At 39.4% G+C, this 16,872-nt stretch carries 14 protein-coding genes; 4 read left to right on the forward strand and 10 right to left on the reverse strand.

Annotation, left to right across the window (positions count from 1 at the left end; genetic code table 11):
- Positions 1 to 66 precede the first annotated feature (66 nt).
- Both CBE70_RS13035 and CBE70_RS13040 read right to left on the reverse strand, forming a co-directional pair.
- The gene (locus CBE70_RS13035; protein ID WP_100159684.1) at positions 67 to 666 is read right to left on the reverse strand and encodes a hypothetical protein; all 600 of its coding nucleotides are present in this window, start codon (positions 664 to 666) and stop codon (positions 67 to 69) included.
- A 159-nt stretch (positions 667 to 825) separates the two neighbouring features.
- Positions 826 to 2,217: a uracil-xanthine permease family protein gene (locus CBE70_RS13040; protein ID WP_100159685.1), complete on the reverse strand. Its 1,392-nt coding sequence runs from the start codon at positions 2,215 to 2,217 to the stop codon at positions 826 to 828.
- 241 nt (positions 2,218 to 2,458) lie between these two features.
- Between CBE70_RS13040 and gltS the strand changes: the two genes are divergently transcribed.
- Positions 2,459 to 3,676, forward strand: a complete 1,218-nt coding sequence (gene gltS / locus CBE70_RS13045) for a sodium/glutamate symporter (protein ID WP_098941680.1) — start codon at positions 2,459 to 2,461, stop codon at positions 3,674 to 3,676.
- A 162-nt stretch (positions 3,677 to 3,838) separates the two neighbouring features.
- Here gltS and recG read toward each other — a convergent pair whose 3' ends face one another.
- The 6 genes from recG to CBE70_RS13075 form a co-directional block, all read right to left on the reverse strand.
- Positions 3,839 to 5,926 (reverse strand): ATP-dependent DNA helicase RecG, encoded by a 2,088-nt coding sequence (gene recG, locus CBE70_RS13050; protein WP_100159686.1) that lies wholly within the window; start codon positions 5,924 to 5,926, stop codon positions 3,839 to 3,841.
- A 4-nt stretch (positions 5,927 to 5,930) separates the two neighbouring features.
- Positions 5,931 to 6,653 (reverse strand): tRNA (guanosine(18)-2'-O)-methyltransferase TrmH, encoded by a 723-nt coding sequence (trmH, locus tag CBE70_RS13055; RefSeq protein ID WP_100159687.1) that lies wholly within the window; start codon positions 6,651 to 6,653, stop codon positions 5,931 to 5,933.
- Between the two features lie 2 nt (positions 6,654 to 6,655).
- On the reverse strand, positions 6,656 to 8,782 hold the full coding sequence (gene spoT, locus CBE70_RS13060) for a bifunctional GTP diphosphokinase/guanosine-3',5'-bis pyrophosphate 3'-pyrophosphohydrolase (protein ID WP_100159688.1): 2,127 nt from the start codon (positions 8,780 to 8,782) through the stop codon (positions 6,656 to 6,658).
- A 29-nt stretch (positions 8,783 to 8,811) separates the two neighbouring features.
- Positions 8,812 to 9,087, reverse strand: a complete 276-nt coding sequence (gene rpoZ / locus CBE70_RS13065) for a DNA-directed RNA polymerase subunit omega (protein ID WP_006534607.1) — start codon at positions 9,085 to 9,087, stop codon at positions 8,812 to 8,814.
- Positions 9,088 to 9,141: 54 nt separating this feature from the next.
- Positions 9,142 to 9,765 (reverse strand): guanylate kinase, encoded by a 624-nt coding sequence (gene gmk, locus CBE70_RS13070; protein WP_023583250.1) that lies wholly within the window; start codon positions 9,763 to 9,765, stop codon positions 9,142 to 9,144.
- 305 nt (positions 9,766 to 10,070) lie between these two features.
- The gene (locus tag CBE70_RS13075; protein ID WP_088494339.1) at positions 10,071 to 10,688 is read right to left on the reverse strand and encodes a trimeric intracellular cation channel family protein; all 618 of its coding nucleotides are present in this window, start codon (positions 10,686 to 10,688) and stop codon (positions 10,071 to 10,073) included.
- 136 nt (positions 10,689 to 10,824) lie between these two features.
- Here CBE70_RS13075 and CBE70_RS13080 point away from each other — a divergent pair, with 136 nt between their 5' ends.
- From CBE70_RS13080 to CBE70_RS13090, 3 genes are all read left to right on the forward strand, one after another.
- Positions 10,825 to 12,111, forward strand: a complete 1,287-nt coding sequence (locus tag CBE70_RS13080; protein WP_100159689.1) for a DUF3748 domain-containing protein — start codon at positions 10,825 to 10,827, stop codon at positions 12,109 to 12,111.
- Positions 12,112 to 12,327: 216 nt separating this feature from the next.
- A complete protein-coding gene (locus CBE70_RS13085; protein WP_100159690.1) occupies positions 12,328 to 13,215 on the forward strand; it encodes an endonuclease/exonuclease/phosphatase family protein in 888 nt (295 codons plus the stop codon).
- Complete coding sequence (locus CBE70_RS13090; RefSeq protein ID WP_100159691.1) at positions 13,205 to 13,645, forward strand: hypothetical protein; 441 nt, start codon at positions 13,205 to 13,207, stop codon at positions 13,643 to 13,645. The genes CBE70_RS13085 and CBE70_RS13090 overlap by 11 nt, the downstream gene beginning before the upstream one ends.
- Positions 13,646 to 13,700: 55 nt before the next feature.
- Here the strand turns inward: CBE70_RS13090 and glyS are convergent, their stop codons facing one another.
- Both glyS and glyQ read right to left on the reverse strand, forming a co-directional pair.
- Entirely contained in the window at positions 13,701 to 15,773 is a 2,073-nt protein-coding gene (gene glyS / locus CBE70_RS13095; RefSeq protein WP_100159692.1) for a glycine--tRNA ligase subunit beta, read from the reverse strand.
- Positions 15,774 to 15,782: 9 nt separating this feature from the next.
- Positions 15,783 to 16,688: a glycine--tRNA ligase subunit alpha gene (gene glyQ / locus CBE70_RS13100; protein WP_004246832.1), complete on the reverse strand. Its 906-nt coding sequence runs from the start codon at positions 16,686 to 16,688 to the stop codon at positions 15,783 to 15,785.
- Positions 16,689 to 16,872: the final 184 nt, after the last annotated feature.

Below are 16,872 nucleotides of genomic sequence, written 5' to 3' on the forward strand. Positions count from 1 at the left end.
CCATCAAAACATTATACAGTTATGCCTGAAAATTCATTTGCGCTCAAGTACTCTCTGAGTATGTGTTCATTGATTATTTGATATATTCAAATTATCTATCTTTTGTATTAATGAATCAAAATCTGTAGTGATTTGAGAAATCTTTTTTGAGTCATGGATTCCATCGTGGATAAAAGGCTTTGCCTCTTGAAGCGCTGTTTTTATCGTTTTTATTCCTGTAGTTGCAATACTAAGCAGATGACTCGAATAAGATGGTGTTTGTTTTTCATGTCTAACAAAGTTAATTAACTGAGTTATCATATCATTGGGTTCAAAATCACCTGAACTATAAATATTGTGGAGATTTGTTGAGATTCTTGCCTGCTCAGCGACATATTTAAAAGAGTATTTTAGGTGACCAATAGTGTTCTGCTTATTTTTATTGTTCAGATCTTCATTTTGAATAAATTTAACAGCATCGTTGATTGTCATTGCTAAATTATATTCAGGAATAGTTTTATTATTTAAAGATTTAAAAACATGGTTAGAATTAAATAGTGCTTGAATTTTATCAATTAAGCGAACTAAAAAGGCTCGAATATCCGTGATTTCATGCTCTGATGTAGATGAGTGTATTTTTAAATAGGTAAGGGATGCAGTATGTGGGAGTGGAGCATGTGTCGACATATTTTTTCTCTCTTAAATAGGATTTAAATAACTAAATAACGAATATAAGAAGAGAGTTATTTAAAAAAACAGCCATTGGACGATAATTAAAAGTAAAGCACCCATTTATAATAAAATGGGTATTTTACTTTTTCATTTAACCTGCATTATTTAAGTAAACTATTTTTCTTGAGGAAAAATCAGATTTAAAATAATGGCTGTTAAACCACCAGCAGCAATACCTGATGACAGCAATGTTTTTAACCAATCAGGTGCAAACTGCAAGATTTGAGGCTGCTGTGAAACGCCTAATCCGACTGCAAGTGAAATCGCAAGGATCATGATAGCTCGGCGGTTTAATGCCTCTTTAGAGACAATGCGTACACCAGATGCAGCTATCGTACCGAACATAACTAATGTGGCTCCGCCTAATACTGGCTCAGGAATTCTTTGCACAAATTCTGCAACGAATGGAAATAAGCCTAAGATAACGAGCATTGCGGCAACAACATAACCTACGTAGCGACTAGCCACACCCGTCAATTGGATCACACCATTATTTTGACCAAAACAAGAGTTTGGGAAGGTATTGAAAAATGCAGAAACCATGGAGTTAATTCCATTAGCCAATACGCCCCCTTTAATGCGTTTCATATACAAAGGGCCACTGACGGGTTGCTCTGAAACATCTGAAGTTGCTGTAATATCCCCAATGGTTTCTAGTGATGTGATCATAAACACCAGCATTAAAGGAATAAGCAAATGCCAATCAAATGACAGTCCATAATAAAACGGCTCAGGAATAGTCATAAAAGGTGTTTCTTGATGTTCTGCTGGAGTGGGTAACATATCTAAAGCCCAAGCAAGAACATAACCTACCGCCATTGCAATGACCAAAGAAGCAACTCGTAAATAAGGATTTTTTTGTCGATTAAGTAAAATAATAACGATAAGAACAGAACCTGCTAATAACAGGTTTTGTGGTGAACCGAAGGTATTATTCTCTATAGCTGCATAACCACCGCCGATAGAAGTCAATCCAACTTGAATTAAAGAGAGGCCGATTATCATCACTACGACACCTGAAACTAACGGTGTAATGATACGTCTTGCTAAGTGAAGTACACGAGAAAGGATAATTTCGGTTAATGAGGCGACCATTAATGTCCCAAAAAGGGCTGCCATCATTGTTGGAATATCAGCACCGCCATTTTTAAGTGCTAATCCCCCCATAATAAGCGGAGCAACAAAGTTAAAGCTTGTTCCTTGGATTGATAACAATCCTGAACCTATCGGTCCCCATGCCCGAATTTGAATCAGAGAGGCAATGCCTGATGCAAATAAAGACATACTGATTATGCGTTGGGTATCGTGTGCAGGTAATCCTAATGCTTGGCAAATGAGGATAGCCGGCGTGATAACCGCAACAAACATGGCTAAAAGATGTTGACAAGCAGCAAAGAGTGTTTGTGGTAATGGCGGTTTTTCTTCTAAAGCAAAAAGAAGTTCGCTATTTTTTTTAATTGAAACGTCACTATTTTTAGGCAAATTTTGATTTTCTGAAGTAACCATGGTGTGAATTTCTTATTCGGCAAAAACGGTATTTTAATGATCTGCGCCACAAAAGCAATCGTTTGCGTAAAAATGATGTTATCAAAATGCATAAGAGGCGCTCACATTTTTATATGTTTTAACTTGTGTTTGTCTCCGTTTTTTTTTCTAATCGGGGATACCTGCTTTTGGCGTTGTTTATGGATGAACTTAGCGTCGTAGTATTTTTATATAAAATTAACAAATAAGACGGGGTACATAAATGTATCATCTTGATGTTTATGGCACGCTGGTTGCGGCCACTTTGGTTCTCTTGATCGGACGTAAGTTAGTGAAATCTGTTCCTTTTTTAGAACGGTATACGATCCCAGAACCCGTTGCAGGTGGGCTACTTGTAGCCGTTCTTCTATTAGCATTCAAATCTTTTATGGACTGGGAAGTGAGTTTTGATCTCTCACTTAAAGATCCATTAATGCTGGCCTTCTTTGCAACAATTGGTTTAAACGCAAACCTCGCAAGCTTAAAAGCGGGAGGAAAAGCGCTTTTTATTTTCATCTTTGTTGTTGTTGGGCTGTTGTTAGTACAAAACACAGTCGGTATTGCATTAGCGAAAATGTTAGGCCTTGATCCATTAATGGGATTACTGGCTGGCTCGATTACATTATCGGGTGGTCATGGTACAGGGGCTGCTTGGGGTAAAACCTTTGTTGAAAATTATGGTTTTATGAGTGCATCTGAAGTGGCGATGGCTTGTGCTACTTTTGGTTTAGTTTTAGGTGGATTGATTGGTGGTCCAGTTGCACGCTACTTAATCAAGAATATCCCAACACCGGGATTAGGTGCCGACGATCATGAAATGCCAACTGCGTTTGAGAAGCCGACAACAGGTCGAATGATCACTTCAATGGTTTTATTAGAAACTATTGCGATGATCTCTATCTGTTTAATGGCAGGTACGTTCCTTTCTCAATTGTTAGAAGGTACGGCATTCTCATTACCGACCTTTGTGTGTGTTCTGTTTATTGGTGTTATTTTAAGTAATAGCCTTTCAATGCTTGGGTTCTACCGTGTTTTTGATAGAGCGGTATCAGTCTTAGGTAACGTGAGTTTATCGTTATTCTTAGCGATGGCATTAATGAGCTTGAAATTATGGGAGCTTGCGTCACTGGCGATACCAATGTTGGTTATCCTCGGTGTTCAAGCAGGTGTAATGGCACTGTATGCAATTTTTGTGACTTTCCGTGTCATGGGTAAAAATTACGATGCCGCGATTTTAGCAGCAGGTCACTGTGGTTTCGGTTTAGGTGCTACACCAACGGCGATTGCGAATATGCAAGCTGTAACAGACCGTTTTGGACCGTCTCATCTTGCGTTCTTAGTCGTACCTATGGTCGGTGCATTCTTTATTGATATTGTGAATGCAATAGTGATCAAACTGTATCTGATGCTACCGTTTTTTACGCCAATAGTGGCAGGGTAGTTTGGTTGCTATAAATTAAAATAGTTTCAAAAACGTTAAAGAGCACCTCAATGTTGGATATCGACATTGAGGTGTTTTTCTATGTGGTATTTAATTTACGAATATTTCGAGATCAATCCAAAGCGAGTTTAAACGCACGCTAAGCCATGCAAAAGAGTAACCTTACGCTTGGCTGTATTGTATCTTGGCAGGTAGCCAGCGTTCGATTAAGGCTTGAGAATGCTTAGGATAGTGTTGATGCAGGTAACGAGCGATACGCTGAACTTCAGGAACAAGTCCTTGGTCGCGTAATAAATCAGCGACTTTAAATTGTGCATTACCTGTTTGCTTAGTGCCTAAAAGCTCACCAGGACCACGGATTTCGAGATCTTTTTGTGCAATCACAAAACCATCATTGCTATCTCTTAATACCTGCAATCGCAAACGTGCTGTTTGTGTGAGTGGTGTTTTATATAACAAAACACAATGAGAGGCGATAGCGCCTCGGCCTACACGTCCACGTAATTGGTGTAATTGTGCAAGCCCCAGACGTTCTGGGTTATCAATGATCATTAAACTTGCATTAGGTACGTCAACGCCAACTTCAATCACTGTTGTCGCAACTAAAAGTTGGAGCTCATTTTCTTTAAATGCGGCCATTACGGCCTGTTTCTCTGCGGGTTTCATTCGCCCATGTACTAATCCCACTTTGATTTCAGGGAGTGCAATTGTCAGTTCATCATAGATAACTTGGGCTGCTTGCGCTTCAAGAACATCAGAATCTTCAATTAAAGTACATACCCAATAGGCTTGCCGTTTTTCTTCTGTGCAAGCCAGCCTGATGCGTTCAATAATGTCATTACGGCGAGTGTCAGGGATAGCGACAGTGGTAACAGGTGTGCGCCCCGGAGGTAATTCGTCGATGATAGACGTGTCCATATCAGCGTAGGCGGTCATCGCTAATGTTCGAGGGATCGGCGTTGCTGTCATCACCAATTGATGGGGATGAAAGCCTTGCTCTTCACCCTTTTTCCATAGTGCGAGACGTTGATGTACACCAAACCGGTGTTGTTCATCAATAATGACTAAGGCTAGAGAGTGAAATTTAACTTGTTCTTGGAAAATAGCATGCGTTCCAATAATGATTGATACTTCACCATTTGCAATGGCATTTTGCTGTGTTTCACGCGCTTTTCCTTTCTGTTTTCCTGCTAACCAACCTACTTGGATACCAAAAGGCTCAAACCATTTTTTAAAGGTTAATGCGTGTTGCTCTGCCAATAATTCAGTTGGTGCCATTAAAGCAACTTGCTTGCCATTAGCAATGGCACGTAATGCACTTAGTGCTGCAACTAAGGTCTTACCTGAACCTACATCCCCTTGGATCAATCGCATCATCGGATAGTTTTTTTCTAAATCTGTTTCTATCTCATTGACGACACGTTGTTGTGCATTCGTGGGAGTAAAAGGGAGTGATGCGAGAAATTGCTGACGTAATGTTGACGTATTTGGCATAAACAATGGCTCTGCACGATAAGATTGTGCACCCGCTCTTGCATTGAGCATACCTAGATTGTGGGCTAGTAATTCTTCAATAATTAGCCTTTTTTGTGTAGGGTGCTGTCCTTTCTCAAGTTCTGCAAAAGCGATATCAGGTGGAGGATTATGCAGCGTACGTAATGCTGTCGCGAGCGGGGGTAAACCATGAATAAACTGCTCGGGTAATAACTCGTTAATCGCACAGGTATCAAGTAATGCTAACGCTTGCTCTATTAATTTACGTAGTGATGTTTGGCGTAGGCCTTCTGTTGTTGAATAGATGGGAGTGAGCGTTTCTTGTAGTTTAACTTCAGCGCCTGCAACTTTGATTTTGTATTCAGGGTGAATAATTTCTGGGCCTCGGCTTCCGCGTTTAACTTCGCCATAAGCAGTGACTTGTTTACCTTGAGCAAGGTTGTTTTTCATTGCTGCTGTAAAGTTAAAAAAACGAAGTGTTAAAATTCCAGAGCCATCAGAAATTTGGCAAGTCATCATTTTACGCCGACCAAAACTCACTTCAGTTCTTAATATTTCGCCAGAAACAGTAGCAGGAATACCGGGAAGGAGATCGCTGATAGCATAGAGGTGCGTTTGATCTTCATAACGCAAAGGAAGGTGGAGTAACAAATCCTCAATAGTCACAAGCCCTATTTTTGCCAGCTTGTCTGCCTGACTTGCACCTACGCCGTGAAGAGTGGTTAAGGGGATTGCATCAAGCAGTTTTCCTTTCATGGGATCAATACTCCGTCTTTTTTAATTTCCTAAGTTGTTTTTGCGTCATTTGCATTTCAGCCCACCATGACTCAGGTGCTTCAATCTCACCGTTGCCATTAATATATGGGCGAGGCAGTCCTTTTCGACGAGAAACTTCTGCCAATACTGGGTACCCGCCTTCAAAGAGAAGAATTTGTTGTTCTTCTTCCGTTAAGGTGCTTTCGGTTCGATTATACATACCCGCAGCCTGACGTTGGCGTTGTGCTTCATATAAAATTAGTGCACTGGCGACAGAAACATTTAGGGATTGTACCATTCCCATCATCGGCACAATAATATCTTGATCTGCAAGCGCGATAGCATCTTGTGAGATACCCGTTTTTTCTTGCCCCATAATAATACAAGTTGGGCGAGTGTAATCAATCTCACGAAAATCCACTGCTTTATCTGAGAGATGAGTCGCAAGAACTTGCATACCTTGGGCGCGAAAGGCGCTAACCGCATCGGTAATAGTAGGATGAGTTTCTACATTGACCCAACTGTTACTTCCTGCGGCGGGAGAAACTAACATCCGCATTTTTTCTTCAGGCCAAATAGCATGAATTTTAGGGATCCCCACAGCATCAGCCGTTCTTATAACAGCAGCAACATTATGGGATTTATGCACTTCTTCAAGGCAAACAGTAAGATCAGGCTGCCGCATCGCCATCATTTGGCAGATGCGGGCATATCGAATTGAATTCATGACTAGTTTTTATTACGGCTAACGCGCAGAACGTCTGGCATGATGCGAAGTTTACGCATGATATTGGCTAATTGAATTCTGTCTTTCGCAGTTAAGCGAATAAAAGCACAATACACGCGGCCATCTTTCTCTTCTGTATTCATACTTTGAATACTTGAGTTTGCATCATTAATAGCTGCGGTTAAGTTTGCTAAAGCGCCTTGGTGGTTAATCATATCAACTTTAATTTCAGTGATGAAATCGCTGTTGATCTCTTTATCCCACTCGACAGGCATGAATTTTTCAGGCTCTTTTTGGTAACCACGAATATTACGACAAGATTCATGGTGAATAACCAAACCTTTACCCGGGCTAATATGTGCAATGATAGGATCACCCGGAATAGGGCGACAACATTTAGCGAAGGAGATTAATACACCATCTGCGCCTTTAATTGGGAGTTTAGGTGTTTCATCATTAGATGTTTCTGTTTGTGCGTTCTCATCTTGATTTTGGCTATCAATCAATAAATTACGCGCAACAACAACACTCATAGTATTACCTAAACCAATTTCAGCCATTAAGTCGTCAATTGAATGAAGCTTCATACGCTTCAACTCGCGCTCAATATTTTCAGCTGGAATATCAGCAAGCTTGTGCTCACCTAATGCGTGATTGAGTAAACGACGACCTAAATTAATAGAGTCTTCACGTTTTAGGTTTTTCAGAAGTTGTCGAATTTTAGAGCGAGCTCTTGAACTGACGACAAAGTTTAGCCAAGCTGCATTCGGTCTTGCACCCGGAGCAGTAATAATTTCAACGGTTTGTCCTGTGCGTAGTGATTGTGAAAGTGGGTAAGGTTGTCTATCAACCCTTGCACCTACACAGGCATGACCGATATCTGTGTGTACAGCATAAGCAAAATCGACAGGAGTAGCACTTGTTGGTAATTCAACAATGCGACCTTCTGGCGTGAAAACGTAGATTTCATCAGGAAAGAGATCTGATTTTACGTTCTCAATAAATTCAAATGAGCTACCCGCGCTTTGTTGCAATTCAAGTAAACTTTGCATCCAGCGTTGGGCTCTAACTTGTGCAGTTGTGCCCGGTTGTTCACCTTGCTCTTTATAAGCCCAATGTGCAGCAACCCCCATTTCTGCCATTTGATCCATATCTTCAGTACGAATTTGTACTTCAACGGGCACTCCATGAGGGCCAATTAGTGAGGTATGAAGAGATTGATAGCCGTTGGCTTTTGGGATTGCAATATAGTCTTTAACTCGACCGGGGCGTGGTTTATAAAGACTGTGCATTTGACCTAAAACGCGATAACAGGTATCGACTTCTTTCACGATAACGCGAAAGGCGTAAATATCCATGATCGAGTGAAAACGTTGCTCTTTTAACAACATTTTCCGATAGATAGAGTAAAGGTGTTTTTCGCGACCGTTAACTTTGCATTCGATATGCGCTTCTGTCAGGCGACCTTCTATTTCAGAGAGGATTTTATTAATCATCTCTTTACGGTTGCCTCGAGCGGCTTTAACGACTTCTTTGATTACACGGTAGCGATTAGGGTGTAGCGCCTCGAAACCCAGCTCTTCAAGCTCTGTTTTGATATGGTGTATACCTAAACGGTGTGCAAGAGGACTGTAAATTTCGAGTGTTTCGCGAGCAATACGGCGACGTTTATCTGGGCGTAACGATCCCAGTGTGCGCATATTGTGAGTTCGGTCTGCCAGCTTGATTAAAATGACGCGGATATCTTTTACCATCGCCATAATCATCTTACGGAAGTTTTCAGCCTGAGCCTCTTTTTTGTCTCTAAACTTCAATTTATCAAGTTTAGACACGCCTTCAACAAGATCGGCGACCGTACTACCAAAGAGGTTTTCGATATCTTGGAAGGTTGCAGGTGTATCTTCGATAACATCATGCAACAGCGCCGCCATCAGCGTTTGGTGGTCTAATCGCATATCTGCAAGAATACACGCAACCGCGACAGGGTGAGTAATATAAGGCTCACCACTTGAACGAGTTTGCCCCTCGTGGGCATTTCGGGCGACGATAAAGGCTTTTTTAAGTTGTTCAACTTGCTCCGATGGCAAGTATTTTTGAACGATTTGATTCAGGCTTTCAAACAGGTACAAGGCAGACCTACCCCTATTTTATAAAACGATTAACGACGACCTTCCGCAATCGCTGAAACAGCTTGTAATTCTGCTGCTTCTTGCTCTTGCTGCTCTTGACGTTCACGAGCATCAAGAATTTTACCGTTAATCAGGCCTTCTTCGATTTCACGTAGCGCGACAACAGTCATTTTATCATTTTCTTCTGGAACTAAAGGATCTTTAGCGCCAACTTGTAACTGACGCGCACGACGTGCTGCGACCAGAACGAGGTCAAAACGGTTACCAATTTTCTCTACAGCGTCTTGAACGGTTACGCGTGCCATATTTGTGTTACTCCACCATTAACGAAATGACTGGGCATAATACTGAAAGTTAACTCAGTCTGCCAATAATTTGCTGATTAAATCACCATGTCGTAGCGTTTGACGATCAAGGCGTAATTTTTCTGAACGAATAATTGATTGTAAATCAGCAAGCGCAGTATTGAAATCATCATTAATCAGCAAATAATCATACTCATTAAAATGTTCCATTTCCGATACAGCTTGTGACATACGTTTTGTAATCACTTCTTCGCTATCTTGCCCACGTCCACGAAGTCGGCGGTAAAGCTCTTCTTTTGACGGTGGCAGAATAAAAATACTGCGAGCTTCTGGCATCGCTTTACGCACTTGCTGTGCGCCTTGCCAGTCAATATCTAAAAAGACATCGACACCACTGGCTAAGATTTCTTTGATAACTTTGCCGGATGTTCCGTAATAATTACCAAAAACACAAGCATGTTCGAGGAAATCCCCGCTGTCTATCATGCTTTTAAATTCTTCTTCAGTGACAAAGAAGTAATGTTCACCATGGTTCTCTCCCGGTCGCATTGGGCGGGTTGTATGAGAGACAGAAACCTGTGTGTCATATAAAGGCTGTGTTTTTAACAGCGCTTGAATAAGACTTGATTTACCCGCACCGCTTGGAGCGGAAACAATATAAAGTGTTCCTTGGATCATGATGACTTTCTGAATTTGACTGGAGAATTAAGTATAAATACATGTTTAGGGAGCAAATCCCCCATATAGTATACACATACAATGAATGACATACAGTGCCCATGTTTAATACAGGGCCATTTTTTTCTTATTACATTCTATTTTCTTAATATAGAAACAAGAGAAAAATTAAACTATGTCAATATTAACATACAATTAAAGGCTCAGTGATAGGAATTACCTTTTATCACAATAGCGAAAAGAGATTATATTTTGAGATACCCCACAGAATCAAAAAGAACCGCTGTCGTTAAAACAGCGATTCGTTAATCTTGATTCTCGTAATTAAAGACAGGTAAGCCCAATTTATAACGAATAGCGAGAAGTCGAGCTGTTAACCCAGCAATTAGGGTAATGATGATAATGACGTCTCTTGGTAACGGTGTATAAAACAGTAATCCCATATAAAGCCACGCAGCACCAAAAGCGATACCGGCATAAATTTCTTTTTGGAAAACCAGAGGAATGGTATTACAAAGCATATCTCTTAATACACCACCAAAAGCACCCGTAATCACCGCGGCAATAGCAGCAATAATTGGGCCATAGTCCATATCGAGTGCGATTTGTGCGCCGATAATAGAGAAAACCATTAGACCAATGGCATCTAAAATAAGAAAGAGTCGCTGTAAGTGTTTCATCATAGGTGCAACCCACATGGTGATAACAGCAGCACATGCAACAGTGACGATATATTCGGGGTGTTTTACCCAACCCAACGGGTAATGGCCGAGTAGAATGTCTCTGACAGAGCCACCACCAATGGCAGTTGCAGAGGCGATAATAATAACGCCAAAAACATCCATTTTACGACGACCAGCAGCGAGTGCACCAGTCATGGCTTCTGCTGTAATACCAATAATATAGAGAACACTAAGTAACATGATTTTCTAATTTTCTGACTATTTAGTGAGGATAGAATAATTACCTTGCGAAAAAGTCTCGACTGAATTTTTTTAGTGCCAGGTAAAATTAATTAGTTTTTATAATGTGGAAATTTATTTCCCGATAAGGATAAATATGTCTTTTCAGGAACACCAGATTACGTTTGATAGCCGTCATCATCAGCTAACTAATATAAATGTTTGGACACCAGATAGCCAGTGGTTAGTCTATGATGTACGTCCCAATGGGGGATCTTTTACAGGTCTAACCATAGAAAAAATTCATGCGAAAACAAAACAGCAACAGAAAATTTACACAGCAACACAAGGGGCACATGTAGGAGTTGCGACAGTAAGCCCAACAGAGCCTGTGCGTTATGCGTTTATTCATGGACCAGAGAATCCAGATAATGAATGGCATTATGACTTTCATCATCGTCGTGGGGTGATTGTTGATGAGTCAGAAAACAATCGTGCATTTAATATTGATGCGTGTTCATTGACTTCACCTTATCAAGCTGGTGCATTACGTGGTGGCACGCACGTTCATGTCTTTAGCCCTGACGGTACTCGTTTAAGCTTTACTTACAATGATCATATTATGCACGAACTTGGTGGCGAATATGATCAACGTAATGTGGCTGTCGCTGTACCTCTCAAAGCGGTTAACGTTACTAAGAAACATCCTCGTGAATATGATGGTGAATACTTCTGCACCGTGATAAGCCAAACCGTGGCTCATCCACATAAAGGAAGCGACGAAATTAATAAAGCTTATGAAGAGTGTTGGGTTGGTACTCAAGGTTATACAAAGGCTGATGGTTCACAACAACGTTGGGCTATTGCATTTATCGGCGATACCGTGAGTGAGAATGGCGATAAAGTTTCTGATATTTTCTTAGTGGATTTACCTGATGACAATCATGCTTTTAGTATTGAAGGTGATAAACCACTGGCAGGAACCGACATAGCAATGCCAGCAGTGGCTAAAGGGATCCATCAAGTTCGCCTAACAAATACAGCAAATAGAAAATATGCGGGTGTTTTAAATCAGCCTCGTCACTGGTTAAGAAGCTCGCCACAAGGCGATGCGATTGCTTTTTTAATGAAAGATGACAACGGTATTGTGCAGTTATATACCGTATCGCCAAGTACGAAAGAAATAAAGCAAGTCACCTCGCAGGATTGGGATATTCAATCAGCCTTTACGTGGAATAGTAACGGGCAATACCTCACCTTTATTTGTGATAATAGCGTGATGCTATGTAATGTGAAAACGGGTGAGTTAACTCGATTAACAGAAAAAACAGCACAAGCACCAAGTAGCGATGCTGTCGTATTCTCTCCAGATGACCAATATATTGCATTTATGCGTGATGTTGATGGTTATCGCCAGATATTTACGGTAGAGACTGGGCTGTAAAATTTTATAATATATTGAGAAGGATCTTAAATAATAAGATACCTTCTCATTTAATAAAAAACTAATAATTTAAATGTGAATTAAAATATTTATTTGTTTTGATTTATTTTATTGTTTTTTCTATTTTTATTCATTGTGATAAGTTAATAAACTTTAGTGAGGTAATAACTAGTAATATTTAGGAATGATTTATTATTAATGGAATAATATATAAAAATGGAATTGAATTTATGCTGGTGGAATATGGGATTATCTCCACCAATAGGATCAAATAAGAAAATAAATATAGAAGATATTGTATTAGCAAAACAATACCTTGGAAAAATGATAAAAAAAAGAACACTGGATATAGTTGCACTTTGTGAAACTTCAGGAAGAGAAAGTCTAGATTTTAAACAATTAGCTTGCGAATTAAATATGGAGTATATCGATTTATCAGGAAAAATAGGGCGTATATTTATTGATATATCTATAATGTACAATATAAATAAATTAGTATTTATCTCAAGTAAGTTTTTAACTAAACTTCAGCCTGATAATAGAACAATAAGAGTAGGCGTAAGCGTTCTATTTAAAGAAATTGAAAATCAAAAAATGATCACATTCTTTTTATCACACTGGCCATCAGTGCTCAGTGCTGATGATAAAATCAGACGTATAGCAGCCCAAGAACTGAGAAATAGTATTGATAAGCTATTTGAAAACCAAGGAAAAGATACTCAAATTATTTGTATGGGAGATTATAATACAGAGCCTTATTCTGATGCGATGATTAATACATTATATGCAACGAGAGATTACCACATAATAAAAAAGAAAAGAGAGTTATTATTTAATCCATTTTGGTATCTTTTGTCTGATAAGAAAACAAATAATTTAGGTACGTATTATTATAATTCAGCTTCAATGAGTCGATGGTATGTTTTTGATCAAATGATCTTCTCTTCTTCATTTTTATATGGAAAAGAAGATTGTTTTAAGTTAGATCTCGAGCAGATTGATTTTTATCGGATACTAAATGATGATAATCACTGTCTCGATGATATTTTCTTTAAAAAGTTTGATCATTATCCAATATTTTGTAGGATTTCACATGAACGATGAAAATAATTTTTTTGAAAAGATAAAGGCTTCATTGGATAGGGCATCATCTATCATTGATATAAAAAAACAAATAGAAAATAAAATAAGTATAGTTATCGAAAAACTAGAAATGATCACTAATAATAAAATTAAAATATTATTTAAAGATAATCATCATTATTGCCCTAAGTTTATTAATAGTGAAAGACTTATTTATATTGATAACGTAAACGTAATTGGTGAGTCTGGATTTATATTATTTGGTTATAGTTTTAGTAAAATAAATGGCTTTCCTATTGAAATAGAAACGGAAATTGAATCTTTTCATGCAGAAGATATTGATAATTTATTACATATTATTGTGAATATCATTGATAGAGAATCGATAAGGATTATGGAGCTTGTTCATCATCCTCTAAAAGATAACTCAAGTAACAATAATGATATTTGATAAAAAACCGGCATTGTTATCACAATGCCGGTTTATGTTTTCTGGGGTTTACAATTTATTGTAAAACAGAAATATCCGCGACTTTTAAGAATAGTTCACGCAATTGACTTAACATGGTTAAGCGGTTGATACGAACAGCTTCGTCTTCATCCATTACCATGACTTTATCAAAGAAGTTATTGACCACATCACGTAATGATGCCAATTCAACTAATGCTTCTTGGTATTTGCGCTCTGCAAATAATGGTGCCAATTTATCTTGTAATACAGAAAGATTAGCCGCTAATTGAACTTCTTCTGGTGCTTTTAAGACAGAAGCTAAAACGGTGTCATTCAGTTTTACATCCGCTGATTTCGCTAAGATATTAGAAACACGTTTATTAGCTTCTGCTAATGCAGAGGCTTCTTCTAATGTGCGGAAATAAGTTACTGCTTTAACGCGAGCATTGAAGTCAGCGGGTTGTGTTGGACGACGAGCTAATACAGCTTGAATAGTATCAATGCTGTAGCCCAGTTCTTGATACCAAGAACGGAAACGACCTAACATAAATTCAACCACGTCACTGACCACCTTTTTATTAGTCAGTTTGTCACCGTAAAGGCGAACCGCTTCTTGTGTCAGCTCTTCAATATCTAACGGTAAATCTTGCTCGACGATAATACGTAAAACACCCAGTGATGCACGACGCAGAGCAAATGGGTCTTTATCCCCTTTAGGATGTTGACCAATACCGAAAATACCCGCAAGAGTATCCATCTTCTCTGCAATAGCGAGGGCGCTAGCAACAGGATTAGACGGTAATTCATCACCCGCGAAACGAGGCTGATATTGTTCTTTCAATGCAACAGCGACTTCTTCGGCTTCACCATCATGACGAGCATAATGCATACCCATAACACCTTGGGTATCTGTGAATTCGAATACCATATTGGTCATCAAGTCACATTTTGACAGTAAACCCGCACGAGTTGCTTTATTAACATCAGCACCCATTTTACCCGCAATAAAGCCTGCTAATGCTTGAATACGGTCTGTTTTATCACGCAGTGTGCCTAAATCTTTCTGGAATAATACGGTTTCAAGGCGTGGTAAGTTATCTTCTAAACGTTGTTTACGGTCTGTTTTAAAGAAGAACTCGGCATCAGCTAAGCGAGGACGTACTACTTTTTCGTTACCACTAATGATCTGCTGTGGATCAGAAGATTCAATGTTAGTGACGAAAATAAAATTAGGTAACAACTTACCTTGCTTGTCATAAACAGGGAAGTATTTTTGGTCACCTTTCATGGTATAAACCAGTGCTTCAGCAGGAACTTCAAGGAATTTTTCCTCAAATTTAGCTGTTAATACAACCGGCCATTCAACCAATGAAGTGACTTCTTCGACTAAGCTATCGCTTAAATCTGCGATACCGCCAAGTTTTTCAGCGGCAAGACGAGCGTCATGAAGAATAATTGATTTACGAGTTTCGTAATCAGCAATTACTTTTCCGCGTTCATAAAGAATTTCAGGATACTGATCCGCATTATCAATAGTGAATTCAGCTTCACCCATAAAGCGGTGACCACGAATAACGCGATCGCTTTGGATACCTAAAATTTCACCATCAATAACAGTATCACCTAATAATAAGGTGACAGTATGAACAGGGCGTACAAAATGAGTTTCTTTATCGCCCCAGCGCATTAATTTTGGAATTGGTAATTTTGATAATGCATTGCTTACCATGCCAATCAGTAATTGGTTAACAGCTTCACCTTTTACTTCTGCACGATAAAATAACCATTCGCCTTTATCTGTTGATAAACGCTCTGCTTGGTCAACAGTAATGCCATTACCTCTAGCCCAACCTTCTGCAGCTTTGGTTGGTTTACCCTCAGCGTCAAATGCTTGAGCAATCGCAGGACCACGTTTTTCAATGGTTCTATCTGCTTGTGATTTTGCCATATTAGCCACTTTAATGGCTAAACGGCGAGGAGCTGCAAACCAAGATACATCACCATGAGTGATATTTGCGTTATCCAGTTCAGCAGTAAAATTAGCAGCAAAAGATTCGGCTAAAGAACGAAGCGCTTTCGGCGGTAATTCTTCTGTGCCGATTTCCACGAGGAAAGTCTCAGTTGTCATGATAGCCTCTTACTTTTTACACATAGGGAAACCAAGCGCTTCACGAGAAGCATAATATGCTTCAGCAACCGCTTTGGTTAAAGTACGGATACGTAAAATATAACGCTGACGCTCTGTTACAGAGATAGCTTTACGTGCATCCAATAAGTTAAAGGTGTGTCCTGCTTTTAAAATACGTTCATAGGCAGGTAAAGGCAGAGGTTTTTCTAACTCTAACAACTCACGAGCTTCTTTTTCATATTGCTCAAAGCAAGAGAACAGGAAGTCTACGTCTGCGTATTCAAAGTTATAGGTTGATTGCTCAACTTCGTTTTGATGATAGATATCGCCATAAGTGGTTTTACCTAATGGACCATCACACCAAACTAAGTCATAAACGCTATCAACACCTTGAATATACATGGCAAGACGTTCTAAACCGTAAGTGATTTCACCCGTAACAGGTTTGCACTCTAATCCACCTACTTGTTGGAAATAGGTAAACTGCGTCACTTCCATGCCGTTGAGCCAAACTTCCCAGCCTAAGCCCCAAGCACCTAAAGTTGGGTTTTCCCAGTTATCTTCCACAAAACGAATATCATGGATTGTTGGGTCTAAACCTAATTCTCTTAATGAGCCAAGATAAAGTTCCTGAATATTATCAGGTGATGGCTTAATGATAACTTGGAATTGGTAATAGTGCTGTAAGCGGTTAGGGTTTTCGCCGTAACGTCCATCTGTTGGACGACGAGAAGGTTGTACATAAGCCGCAGCGATAGGCTCTGGACCTAATGCTCGTAAACAAGTCATTGGGTGTGATGTGCCTGCGCCCACTTCCATATCTAATGGTTGGACAATGGTACAGCCCTGACGAGCCCAGTAATCCTGTAGTGTCAGGATAAGACCTTGAAAGGTTTTGGTATCAAACTTTTGCATGTTATATCCGCATGGCGATACATAGAATAAAAAGAAAGGTTTCAGTATACCTTCTAGACGAAAGATATACAGCAAGGAATGCGGGCAATTTTCCCTCGATCAAAAAAATAATCCCTTAATTGAGTTTATGACTATGCTCAAAGAATTAGATTGAATTTTTTTTCGCCTATTTACATGTGTATTT

The sequence above is a fragment of the Proteus columbae genome, from assembly GCF_002777965.1.
Classification (GTDB): domain Bacteria; phylum Pseudomonadota; class Gammaproteobacteria; order Enterobacterales; family Enterobacteriaceae; genus Proteus; species Proteus columbae.

Coding starts and splice junctions, on each gene's coding strand:
- CBE70_RS13080 (WP_100159689.1), top strand. CDS start 10,825: ATGTCTTTTCAGGAACACCAGATTACGTTTGATAGCCGTCATCATCAG.
- CBE70_RS13035 (WP_100159684.1), bottom strand. CDS start 666: ATGTCGACACATGCTCCACTCCCACATACTGCATCCCTTACCTATTTA.
- recG (WP_100159686.1), bottom strand. CDS start 5,926: ATGAAAGGAAAACTGCTTGATGCAATCCCCTTAACCACTCTTCACGGC.
- rpoZ (WP_006534607.1), bottom strand. CDS start 9,087: ATGGCACGCGTAACCGTTCAAGACGCTGTAGAGAAAATTGGTAACCGT.
- gmk (WP_023583250.1), bottom strand. CDS start 9,765: ATGATCCAAGGAACACTTTATATTGTTTCCGCTCCAAGCGGTGCGGGT.
- glyQ (WP_004246832.1), bottom strand. CDS start 16,688: ATGCAAAAGTTTGATACCAAAACCTTTCAAGGTCTTATCCTGACACTA.
- trmH (WP_100159687.1), bottom strand. CDS start 6,653: ATGAATTCAATTCGATATGCCCGCATCTGCCAAATGATGGCGATGCGG.
- CBE70_RS13085 (WP_100159690.1), top strand. CDS start 12,328: ATGGAATTGAATTTATGCTGGTGGAATATGGGATTATCTCCACCAATA.
- CBE70_RS13075 (WP_088494339.1), bottom strand. CDS start 10,688: ATGTTACTTAGTGTTCTCTATATTATTGGTATTACAGCAGAAGCCATG.
- glyS (WP_100159692.1), bottom strand. CDS start 15,773: ATGACAACTGAGACTTTCCTCGTGGAAATCGGCACAGAAGAATTACCG.
- gltS (WP_098941680.1), top strand. CDS start 2,459: ATGTATCATCTTGATGTTTATGGCACGCTGGTTGCGGCCACTTTGGTT.
- CBE70_RS13090 (WP_100159691.1), top strand. CDS start 13,205: ATGAACGATGAAAATAATTTTTTTGAAAAGATAAAGGCTTCATTGGAT.
- CBE70_RS13040 (WP_100159685.1), bottom strand. CDS start 2,217: ATGGTTACTTCAGAAAATCAAAATTTGCCTAAAAATAGTGACGTTTCA.